The sequence below is a fragment of the Bradyrhizobium semiaridum genome (assembly GCF_020329505.1).
Lineage (GTDB): Bacteria > Pseudomonadota > Alphaproteobacteria > Rhizobiales > Xanthobacteraceae > Bradyrhizobium > Bradyrhizobium semiaridum.
Genome location: NZ_JAGKJJ010000003.1, coordinates 303,519 through 314,292, shown reverse-complemented (window position 1 = coordinate 314,292; position 10,774 = coordinate 303,519). Strand labels below are relative to the sequence as shown.

Annotated in this window: 10 protein-coding genes; 6 read left to right on the top strand and 4 right to left on the bottom strand. The window is 65.2% G+C overall.

The window, feature by feature from the left end:
- The 4 genes from J6500_RS06155 to J6500_RS06140 form a co-directional block, all read left to right on the top strand.
- On the top strand, nt 1–582 hold a 582-nt coding region (locus J6500_RS06155), incomplete at its 5' end, for an SDR family NAD(P)-dependent oxidoreductase (protein ID WP_225711776.1).
- Nucleotides 583–593: 11 nt separating this feature from the next.
- Nucleotides 594–1,433 (top strand): enoyl-CoA hydratase family protein, encoded by an 840-nt coding sequence (locus J6500_RS06150; RefSeq protein WP_225711775.1) that lies wholly within the window; start codon nt 594–596, stop codon nt 1,431–1,433.
- A 1-nt stretch (nt 1,434) separates the two neighbouring features.
- Nucleotides 1,435–1,830 (top strand): RidA family protein, encoded by a 396-nt coding sequence (locus J6500_RS06145; protein ID WP_225711774.1) that lies wholly within the window; start codon nt 1,435–1,437, stop codon nt 1,828–1,830.
- Nucleotides 1,831–2,030: 200 nt separating this feature from the next.
- Complete coding sequence (locus tag J6500_RS06140) at nt 2,031–3,272, top strand: flavin-dependent oxidoreductase (protein WP_225711773.1); 1,242 nt, start codon at nt 2,031–2,033, stop codon at nt 3,270–3,272.
- Nucleotides 3,273–3,599: 327 nt separating this feature from the next.
- Here the strand turns inward: J6500_RS06140 and J6500_RS06135 are convergent, their stop codons facing one another.
- Both J6500_RS06135 and J6500_RS06130 read right to left on the bottom strand, forming a co-directional pair.
- Nucleotides 3,600–4,052, bottom strand: coding sequence for a cupin domain-containing protein (locus J6500_RS06135; RefSeq protein WP_225711772.1), 453 nt, complete (start codon nt 4,050–4,052; stop codon nt 3,600–3,602).
- Between the two features lie 52 nt (nt 4,053–4,104).
- Nucleotides 4,105–5,253, bottom strand: a complete 1,149-nt coding sequence (locus tag J6500_RS06130) for an ABC transporter substrate-binding protein (protein WP_376707759.1) — start codon at nt 5,251–5,253, stop codon at nt 4,105–4,107.
- 295 nt (nt 5,254–5,548) lie between these two features.
- Here J6500_RS06130 and J6500_RS06125 point away from each other — a divergent pair, with 295 nt between their 5' ends.
- Nucleotides 5,549–6,043: a MarR family winged helix-turn-helix transcriptional regulator gene (locus J6500_RS06125; protein ID WP_225711770.1), complete on the top strand. Its 495-nt coding sequence runs from the start codon at nt 5,549–5,551 to the stop codon at nt 6,041–6,043.
- A gap of 190 nt (nt 6,044–6,233) precedes the next feature.
- Nucleotides 6,234–7,877 (top strand): benzoate-CoA ligase family protein, encoded by a 1,644-nt coding sequence (locus J6500_RS06120; RefSeq protein WP_225711769.1) that lies wholly within the window; start codon nt 6,234–6,236, stop codon nt 7,875–7,877.
- Between the two features lie 31 nt (nt 7,878–7,908).
- On the opposite strand, the gene J6500_RS06115 is transcribed toward J6500_RS06120, so the two are convergent.
- Nucleotides 7,909–9,444 carry a DHA2 family efflux MFS transporter permease subunit gene (locus J6500_RS06115; RefSeq protein ID WP_376707758.1) on the bottom strand — a complete coding sequence of 512 codons (1,536 nt, stop codon included), beginning with the start codon at nt 9,442–9,444 and terminating at the stop codon, nt 7,909–7,911.
- Between the two features lie 83 nt (nt 9,445–9,527).
- On the bottom strand, nt 9,528–10,724 hold the full coding sequence (locus J6500_RS06110) for an HlyD family secretion protein (RefSeq protein ID WP_225711767.1): 1,197 nt from the start codon (nt 10,722–10,724) through the stop codon (nt 9,528–9,530).
- Between the last annotated feature and the right edge of the window lie 50 nt (nt 10,725–10,774).

The following is a 10,774-nucleotide window of genomic DNA, read 5'->3' as shown; positions in this document are numbered from 1 at the left end:
GCGGCGGTGCGCAAGGGCGTTGCGCAGATCGAGGCCGAGGCCGGGCCGATCGACATCCTCGTCAACAACGCCGGCAAGGCCGGCAGTGCGCCGTTCGACAAGACGGATGCGGTGCTGTGGGCGGACATGCTGGCGAGCAATCTCACCAGCGTCTTCCTGGTGACGCACGCCGTGCTTCCCGGGATGGCCAAACGCGGCCGCGGGCGCGTGATCAACGTCGCCTCGACCGCGGGGCTCACCGGTTATGGCTACGTCTCGGCCTATGTCGCGGCCAAGCACGGCGTCGTCGGCCTGACGCGTTCGCTGGCGCTGGAATATGCACGGCGCGGCGTCACGGTGAATGCCGTCTGCCCCGGCTATACCGACACGCCGCTGGTGGCGGACGCCACCGCCAACATCGTCGCCAAGACCGGCCGCAGCGAGGATGAAGCACGCGCCGCGCTGGCCAAGGTCAATCCGATGCAGCGGCTGGTGACGCCGGAGGAGGTGGCCGATGCCGTCCTCTGGCTCGCGTCCGAAGCCGCATCGTCAATCAACGGACAAGCCGTCGCGGTCGCCGGCGGCGAAGTCCTTACCGGGTGAAGGAACAGATCATGTCCGAGATGAAAGCAAAGCTCCGTCCGTTCAAGGATTACCCCGCAAAGCACTTCCGCTGGCAGGCCGATGACAGCGGCCGTGTCGCGACCATCACGCTGAACCGGCCGGACAAGAAGAACCCGCTGACTTTCGAATCCTACGAGGAGCTGCGCGATCTCTTCACCAACCTCAAGTCTGCCTCCGATGTCCGTGCGATCGTGCTGACCGGCGCCGACGGCAATTTCTGCTCCGGCGGCGACGTGTTCGAGATTATCGAGCCGCTGACGCGGATGGCGATGCCGGACCTGCTCGCCTTCACCCGCATGACCGGCGAGGTGGTGCGCGCGATGCGCAAATGCCCGCAGATCATCGTCGCCGCGATCGACGGGATCTGCGCCGGCGCCGGCGCGATGCTTGCGCTGGCCTCAGATCTCAGGCTGGCGACGCCGCAGGCCAAAACCGCGTTCCTGTTCACCCGCGTCGGCCTCGCCGGCGCCGACATGGGAGCGTGCGGGCTGCTGCCGCGCGTGATCGGCCAGGGCCGCGCCGCGGACCTGCTCTACACCGGACGGGCGATGAGCGCCGACGAAGGCCTGGCGTGGGGTTTCCATAACCGCCTGGTGCCGCCGGCCGAGCTTGCCGCTGCAGCGCACGAACTGGCGCGCTCGCTCGCCGATGGCCCGTGGTTCGCGCATGGCGTGACCAAAACCATGTTCAACCAGGAATGGGCAATGGGCGTCGACGAGATGATCGAGTCCGAGGCGCAGGCGCAGGCGATCTGCATGGTCACAGGCGATTTCCGCCGCGCCTTCGATGCGTTCGCCGCCAAGCAGAAACCAGCCTTCGAGGGCAATTGAGATGATCGAGATATTGCAACCGGACGGTTGGGCCAAGCCGGTCGGCTACGCCAACGGCGTGGCCACGCGCGGCAAGCAGATATTCATCGCCGGCCAGATCGGCTGGAACGGGCAATGCGTATTCGAGACGGACGATCTCGTCGCGCAGATCGGCCAGACCTTGCAGAACATCGTCGCCGTCGCCGCGGCCGGCGGCGCGGGACCCGAGCATATCGTGTCGATGACCTGGTTCCTGCTTGACCGCAAGGAATACTCGGCGCGGCTGAAGGAGATCGGCGCAGTCTATCGCGACGTCATGGGCCGCCGCTTTCCGGCGATGACGGCGATCCAGGTGTCCGGCCTGATCGAGGACCGCGCCAAGGTGGAGATCCAGGCGATTGCGGTGGTGCCGGATTGAAGGATAGTCACGGCCTAATGTCAGACCCTCTCAGGATGACGGGTCCAATAGAGGGACGCGCTGAGCCAATGTTAATCCTAAGGCGAGACAAGGCGAGCGCGCGGAGGCCGGAACGACAAACCCGCTTGCGGCCAGGCGAGGGGGCATGCGACCCTAGGCGAAGCTGGTTGGCCGTCCTGGTGTGAGTGGAGTAGAGGACGATGAAAGCGATTATCGTCGGAGGCGGCATTGGCGGCCTCACCACTGCGCTGATGCTGCGTGCGCGCGGCATCCAGTGCGAGCTGTACGAGCAGTCGGAAACCATCCGCGAGCTCGGCGTCGGCATCAACACGCTGCCGCATGCGATCCGCGAGCTCGCGGGCCTCGGCCTGCTTGATAGACTCGACGAGGTCGCGATCCGTACCTACGAGCTGTTCTATCTGACACGACACGGCCAGCAGGTCTGGCACGAGAAGCGCGGGCTCGATGCCGGCCACGAGGTGCCGCAATTCTCCATCCATCGTGGCCGCCTGCAAGGCGTGATCCACCAGGCCGTGATCGAGCGCCTCGGCGCCGATGCGATCCGCACCGGCTGCCGGCTCGGCTCCTTCACGCAGGACGAGGGCGGCGTGTCGGCCTATTTCTTCGATCGCAGCGGCAGCCATGTCCACACCGCGCGCGGCGATATTCTGATCGGGGCCGACGGCATTCACTCCAAGGTGCGCCAGACGCTGTTCCCGGATGAGGGCGGTCCGTGCTGGAACGGGCTGATGCTGTGGCGCGGGGCCACCGATTGGCCCGTGTTCCTGACCGGACGCTCGATGATCATCGCCGGCGGGCTCAATGCAAAAGCCGTGATCTATCCGATCGCGCCGGGCTCGAGCCCGGCAAGCCGGCTCACCAACTGGGCGGTGCTGGTGCGGATCGGCGATGGCTCCTCTCCGCCGCCGCGCCGCGAGGGCTGGTCCAATCTCGGCCGGCGCGAGGAGATGATGCCCTATGTCACCGGCTTCACGATCCCGCAGGTCGACTTCGCCGGCCTGATCAACGCGACGCCGGAATTCTGGGAGTATCCGTGCTGCGACCGCGATCCGCTGCCGTATTGGTCGAGCGGCCGGGTCACGCTGCTCGGCGACGCCGCGCATCCGATGTATCCGGTCGGCTCGAACGGTGCCTCGCAGGCTGTGCTGGATGCGCGATGCCTTGCGGACATGCTGGTGCGATCGGAACATCCGCGCCAGGCGCTCGCCGCCTATGAGCGGCAGCGCCTGCCGACGACCGCCGACATCGTCGCTTCCAACCGCCGCGGCGGCCCGGAAGGCGTGATCGACGCCGTCGAGCAGCTCGCGCCGCAGGGTTTTACGGATGTCGACACCATCCTGAATTACGAGGCGCGCGAAGCCATCGTGCGCGGCTACGCGGCGAAAGCCGGCTTTGCCGCGCGCGTGGTGGCGCGGCAGTAGGCACCAGAACTGAGATTAGTCATCCGTCACCCTGAGGCGGCCGCTTCTTCAGCGGCCCTCGAAGGGTCGACGGCCCCGCTGGTGGCCGATTCATCCTTCGAGACTCGCCGAAGAGGCGAGCACCTCAGGGTGACGGGGGTTGGTATGCCCAACTTGATCGGTGTCGTCGCCGGCTTGACAGGGCGACCCAGTACACCGCGGCCCTCGGTTCTATCGCTGGCATCCTCTGGAATACTGGATCGCCCGGTCAAGGCCGGGCGATGACAGCGGTGGATGAGGATATAGCCTCACATCCTCCCAGATGACGGAACAGAGGCTGCCTGAACGCTACGCCGGGGGCGGGGGGAGGAAGTGGATGTTGTGCTCGGCGGCGAGCCGTACCACGTCGTCCGGGTTCTGCTCCTTCATGTTGTGGATCGCCCAGAACAGGTCGTACAGCCTGCGGGTCGGCGAGACCCAGAACAGCGTCTTTGCCGGCTGCTGCGACTTGTTGAAGATGCCGTGCGGCTTGCCCATCGGCAGCCGTACCAGATCGCCTGGTGTCGCGGACTCGTCGGCGCCGTCGAGCATGAAATCGAGCTTGCCCTCGAGGATGTAGAGATACTCGTCCTGGTCCGGATGGATGTGTGGCGGAACGAAGGTGCCGGGCGGGAAGGTGGCGTGCCAGGAGAAGGAATGCTCGCTGCGGCTCTTCGGAACGTAGGTCTGGCCGAGGATGCTCCAGGATATGCCCTGGATGCCCTCATTGGCGCGGGTGATGCCGGCGATCTCGTCTTTCATGATTGCTCCATGCTCTTGTTTGACGCATCCTCTTCACGCGAACCGGCGTGTTCTATTTGGCCGCACAGTCCTTGGCGTAGCGGTCGCCGTAGTTCGAAAACACCTTTTCGACGATCTCGGTCTGGAATTTGCCGTCCGGCCGTTTAGCGACCTTGGTAAGATAGAAGTCCTGGATCGGATAGCCGTTGTTGCTGAACTTGAACGTACCGCGCAGCGAGCTAAAGTCGGCCTTCTTCAGCGCCGCCGCGACCGCGTCCTTGTTGGAAAGGTCGCCCTTCACAGACCTGACCGCGCTGTCGATCAACAGCGCCGCGTCGTAGGCCTGCATCGCGTAGGTGCCGGGCACGCCGCCATAGGCCGCCTCATAGGCGGCGACGAACTTTTTGCTCTGGGCATTATCGAGGTTGGGCGCCCAGTTGGCGCCGCCGAACATGCCGACCGCGGCGTCCTGTTGCGCGGGCAAGGTGGATTCGTCGACGGTGAAGGCTGAGAGGACCGGCACGGTCGCGCCGGCCTGCTTGTACTGCTTGACCAGATTGACGCCCATGCCGCCGGGCATAAAGGTGAACAACGCGTCCGGCTTCAGCGAGGCGATCTTGGACAGCTCGGGCTGGAAATCCAGCGTGTTGAGCGGCGTGTAGGACTCCTCGACGATCTCGCCCTTGTAGTCGAGCTTGAACCCGGCGACGGAGTCACGGCCGGCCTGATAGTTCGGCACCAGCAGATAGACCCGCTTGTAGCCGCGGTCCTGCGCCACCTTGCCGAGTATCTCGTGCACCTGGTCGTTCTGGTACGAGGTCACATAGAAGAACGGACTGCACTCCTTGCCGGCGTAGCTGGAGGGGCCGGCATTCGGGCTGATCAGGAAGGTCTTGTTCTCGGTGACCGGGCGATGGATCGCCTGCAGGATGTTGGAGAAGATTGGACCGACGACGAAGTCGACCTTGTCGCGCTCCAGCAGGCTGCGTACCTTGACCACCGCGCCGTCGGGCTTGAGCTCGTCGTCGGCGTTGATGATCTCGACTTCGCGGCCGGCCATCCTGCCGCCGAGGTCCTTCACCGCGAGCGCAAAGCCGTCGCGCACCTGCTGGCCGAGCGCCGCCGCCGGGCCTGATGTTGTCACCAGCACGCCGATCTTGATCTTGTCTTGCGCGGCCACCGGGGTGATCGCAACGCTCAGCAGCGCTGCCAGTCCCGCCATCGTCGTCAATTGTTTCATTGAACTCCCCCGGCTGGTTTCTTGACGGCCTGTCTCTCGATCGCTTGGCCGCAGCTTATTCTGACGAGCGCGATCGCTGCAAGCGATGCGGCGTCGCGCCGTGACCTGAGGCGAACCCCATGCAAGCGCCGCGCCAATTGCTTGAAGTTTAAAGAAATTGCAGGATCGGGCCGGCGGCAGCGCCGCGATTCGCATTTGTCCTTGCGGCGTGCCGCAAATTGCTTGAAGCTCAAAATATCAAGTCCGGCTGGAACCGCCGCGGAGGCGCGATCGTCGCATGAATCTCGATTCCGAAACCAAAGCCGTCGAGTTGCCCGATGACCACGGCACCGAGCTGCGGCTATGGCTCCGCCTTCTGACCTGCACCACCCTGATCGAAGGCGAGGTGCGCAGCCAGCTGCGCGAGACGTTCGACGTCACGCTGCCGCGGTTCGATCTGATGGCCCAGCTCGACAAGGTGGCCGACGGGATGACGCTGTCGGACCTGTCGAAGCGCATGATGGTCTCCAACGGCAACGTCACCGGCCTGGTCGAGCGCCTCGTCGAGTCAGGCCATATCGATCGCCGCACCTCGGAAACCGATCGCCGGGTGCAGTTCATCCGGCTGACCAAGCTCGGCCGCGCCGAATTCCGCAAGATGGCCGCCGAGCACGAGAAGTGGATCGCCGACATCTTCGCCGACCTGTCGCCGAAGGACATCCGTGAGCTGATGCGGCTGCTCGCCAAGGCCAAGGGATCGGCGCAACGCTCCGCCAAAGCGAGGACGGCATAGCACCTCGCGAGGCCTGAAGCTGGGGGCAGGTCTGAAGGCTGAGGAATGCGTCATCTCCGCCCTCATTCGCCCCTTGCGCCAAATTATTTTAAGTATAAAATGATCGACGCTGGCACGCTGCCGGGCGTCCTCGATATTGGTCTTCTCGATCAGGTCTTGTCCTTTCTGAATGGAAAGCGAGGGCAATCGAATGTCAGGTGAAAATCCCGGATTGGGCCCGTCGGGCCATGTCGACGATTTCGCGCGGCGCAACCTGCCGCCGTTTCACCAGTGGCCGAAGCTGCTGCTCGACCGGCCGGAATTCCAGTACCCTGACTATCTCAATGCCGCGGTCGAGCTGACGGATCGCATCGTCGAGCAGGGCATGGGCGATCGCATCGCGCTGATCGGCAATGGCCGCCAGCGCACCTACAAGGAATTGACCGACTGGTCGAACCGCCTGGCGCATGCGCTGGTGGAGAATTACGGCGTCAAGCCCGGCAATCGCGTGCTGATCCGCTCCGGCAACAACCCGGCGCTGGTTGCCGCCTGGCTCGCCGCGACCAAGGCCGGCGCTGTCGTCGTCAACACCATGCCGATGCTGCGCGCCGGCGAACTCGCGAAGATCGTCGACAAGGCCGAGATCGCGCTGGCGCTGACCGACAGCCGCATCGCCGACGAACTGGTGGCGTGCGCCAAGACCAGCAAATTTCTCAAGCAGGTCGTCAACTTCGACGGCACCCAGAACCATGATGCCGAACTCGACCGAATTGCGCTCAACAAGCCCGTGAAGTTCGACGCGGTGAAGACCGGCCGCGACGACGTCGCGCTGCTCGGCTTCACCTCGGGCACGACGGGCGAGCCGAAGGCGACCATGCATTTCCACCGCGATCTGCTGATCGTCGCGGACGGCTATGCAAAGGAAGTGCTGAAGGTGACGCCGGACGACGTGTTCGTCGGCTCGCCGCCACTGGCCTTCACCTTCGGCCTCGGGGGCCTGGCGATTTTCCCGCTGCGTTTCGGCGCCACCGCGACGCTGCTGGAGAACGCGGCGCCGAACGAGATGATCAGGATCATCGAGACCTACAAGGCGACGATCTGCTTCACCGCGCCGACCGCCTATCGGGCGATGATGGCGGCGATGGACAAGGGCGCCGACCTATCGTCGCTGCGGATTGCCGTCTCTGCCGGCGAGACGTTGCCGGCGCCGGTGTTCGAGAGCTGGACCAAGAAGACCGGCAAGCCGATCCTCGACGGTATCGGCAGCACGGAGCTGCTACACATCTTCATCTCCAACCGGGTCGGCAGCGCGGTCGGCGGCACGACCGGGACACCGGTCAGCGGCTATGAGGCGAAGATCGTCGACGACAACATGAAGGAGTTGCCGCCGGGGGATGTCGGCAAGCTCGCGGTGCGCGGCCCGACCGGCTGCCGCTATCTCGCCGATGCCAGGCAGACCAATTACGTCCGCGACGGCTGGAACGTCACCGGCGACGCCTTCGTCTGTGACGCGAACGGCCGGCTGTCGTTCGTCGCGCGTGCCGACGACATGATCATCTCCGCGGGCTACAACATCGCAGGTCCCGAGGTGGAGGCGGCGCTGCTCGGGCATCCCGACGTCGCCGAATGCGCCGTGATCGGCGCGCCGGACGAGGAGCGCGGGCAGATCGTTTCGGCGTTCATCGTGCTGAAGCCCGGCGCGCGGAATGACGAGCTCGAGATCAAGCTGCTGCAGGATCACGTCAAGGCGACGATCGCGCCGTACAAATATCCGCGCGCGGTCCGCTTCGTCGACGCGTTGCCGAAGACGCAGACCGGGAAGATCCAGCGCTTCAAGCTGCGCGAGGCGAGTTGAGCGCAGGGCGGTGGCGCTGCCGCCGCAGGATTCAGTGCGCCGCGCCGCCGCCGGCCGCGTTCTTGGGCTTGCCGGTCAAGAGGATCGCGATCGCGGCGAACACCAGCACGATGCCGATCACGGCGAACGTGTCGCTGAAGCCGAGTACCAGCGCCTGGCGCTTGACGATGTTGCCGAGCGCGACGATGGCCTGATGGTGCGCGGTGGCCGGATCGGAGATGCCATGGCTGAGGAAGTAGTCGGTCACCTGGGCGATCCTGGTCCGCACCTCCTCGCGGCCGAGGTCGACGGACTGGCCGATGATGTTGGAGTGGAACTGCTCGCGCTTGGTGACGATGGTGGCGAGCAGCGCGGTGCCGATCGCTCCGCCGAGGTTGCGCATCATGTTGGAAATGCCGGAGGCGGCGGCCGCGTCCTGCGGCGCGACGCTGCCGAGGCTGACTGCTGACAGCGGCGCCAGCATGATGGCCTGGCCGACGGCGCGGACGATGTTCGGGACGAAGAACTGGTCACCGGAGTAATCGAGCGACATCGAGATGTTCATGAAGGATGACACCGCGAACAGGATCATGCCGGTGAAGGCGATGAAGCGGGCATCGAAGCGCTGCATCAGCTTCGGCACCAGCGGGATCAGGATCAGCTGCGGCAGGCCGGTCCAGGCCAGCACCTGGCCGATCTGCTCGGCATTGTAGCGCTGCACCTGACCGAGATAGGCAGGCAGCAGGTAGACCGAGCCGAACAGCGCGAAGCCGACGAACACCGCCGAGATCGTGCCGAAGCCGAAGCTGCGCTGGGTCAAGAGGCGCAGCCGCAGCAGCGGCTTCTCCACCGTGAGCTCGATCCAGACGAACAAAGTGAGGCTGACGGCTGCGACGATCGCGAGCTTGACGATAAAGGGCGAGCCGAACCAGTCGTTCTTGTTGCCTTCTTCCAGCACCGCCTGCAGTGACGACAGGCCGATCGCCATCGTGACGATGCCGAGCCAGTCACCTTCGCGCAGCAGATGCAGCTGCATCGGCTGCCGGTCGAGCGTGAGATAGAGCGTGACGACCATCACCGCGGTCGGCAGCACGTTGACGAAGAAGATGGTCTGCCAGCCGTAATTCTCGGTGAGGTAGCCGCCGATGGTCGGGCCGATCGCCGGCGCAAAGGTCACGGCGAGCGCGAACATGGCAAGCCCGATCGGCTGCTGGACTTTCGGCAGCTTGGTGAACACCAGCGTGAACGCCATCGGGATCAGGACGCCGCCGAAAAAGCCTTGCAGGCCGCGCATCGCGATCATCGACGGCAGGTCGTGGGTGAAGGCGCAGGCGACCGAGAAGATCGCGAACAGCGTGGCGAAGCTGATGATGATCTTGCGGAAAGAGAAGACGCGGCTGAGATAGTCGGTGAGCGGGATCACCACGATCTCGCCGATCAGATAGGATGTCGAGATCCAGGAGCCGTTGTCGACGCCGGTGCCGATGCCGCCTTCGATGTTGAGCAGCGAGGCGTTGGTGATCTGGATGTTGAGGATCGCCATGAAGGCGCCGATCATGGCAGCGACGATCGAGACCCAGACGGCCATGGTGGCGCGGTTGGGGTCGACGCCGGCGGCTGCGCGGGGCGCAGCAGCCGGAGAGGAGAGCGCGAGGTCGGACATGACATCACCTATTTGGACGAGGCGACTGCAAGCTTCGGTGTAGGTTTCGCCTTGGCGGTCGGAGCCTGCTCCGCGGCATGCGACAGCGTTGCGATGGTCGGGATCACGGACATGCCGGGCCGCAACTCGACCGGGGTGGCATCGAGCACGATCTTCACGGGAATGCGCTGCACCACCTTGGTGAAATTGCCGGTCGCATTGTCGGGCGGCAGCAGTGCGAATTCCTGGCCGCTGGCCGGTGCGAGGCTGTCGACATGGCCGCGCACGACATGGCCGGGGAACATGTCGACGGCGATCTCCACCGGCTGGCCCTTGCGGACGTTGGTGAGCTGCGTCTCCTTGTAGTTCGCGATCACATAGGCGCCGGTCGCCGGCACCAGCGACATCAATTGCGTGCCGGCCTGGACGAACTGGCCGGTGCGCAAGGTGCGGTTGCCGACGACGCCGTCGATCGGCGCCGTGATCGTGGTGTAGCCGAGGTTGAGCTCAGCCTGTCGCTGCAGCGCGGCGGCGCGACCCGACGCCGCGACGGCCTGGGCGATCTCGGCCTTGAGCAATTCGACCTGGCGCAGCGCGGAGGCGAGATTGGCGGTATCGCGGGCGACCGCGGCCTGCGCGCTGGCGTAGCGCGATTGCGCCTGCTGCGCGTTCTGCACGCTGCCGTAGCCGGTGCCGGCGAGGTCGGTGTAGCGCTTGTTCTCCTGCGCGGCAAAGGTCTGCGTCGCGGTGTCGACGTCGAGCGTCGCCTGCGCGGCCTGGATCACCGACTGCTGCACATCAAGCTGGGCGTGCTTGCTGGCGACGGCGGCTTCGGCCGCGGCGACATCGGCCTTGGCCTGATCGAGCGCCACCTTGAAATCGCGATCATCGATCCGGGCCAGCACCTGACCGGCGCGCACATGCTCGTTGTCGCCGACCAGCACGGCGCTGAGATAGCCGGAGACCTTGGGTGCGATCGTGGTGTTGTCGGCCTTCACATAGGCATCGTCGGTCGACACCTCGAAACGGCCGACGGTCCAGTAGTCCCAGCCGTACCAGGCCGCGCCCGCGAGGGCGGCAACCGCGGCGCCGGCCAGCAGCAGGCGGCGAAGCTTGCCCTTCGCGGCGGGGGCAGTGACGGGCACTTCCGGAGTGGCAATCAATTGCTTGGCGGTGTCGGCGGGAACTTGGCTTTCAGCCTTGAAAGACGTTTCGTGCTGGCTCATGGCGGCGCTCCTGGTCGTCTATCCCTTTGGAAAGTCTCGAACAATCTTCC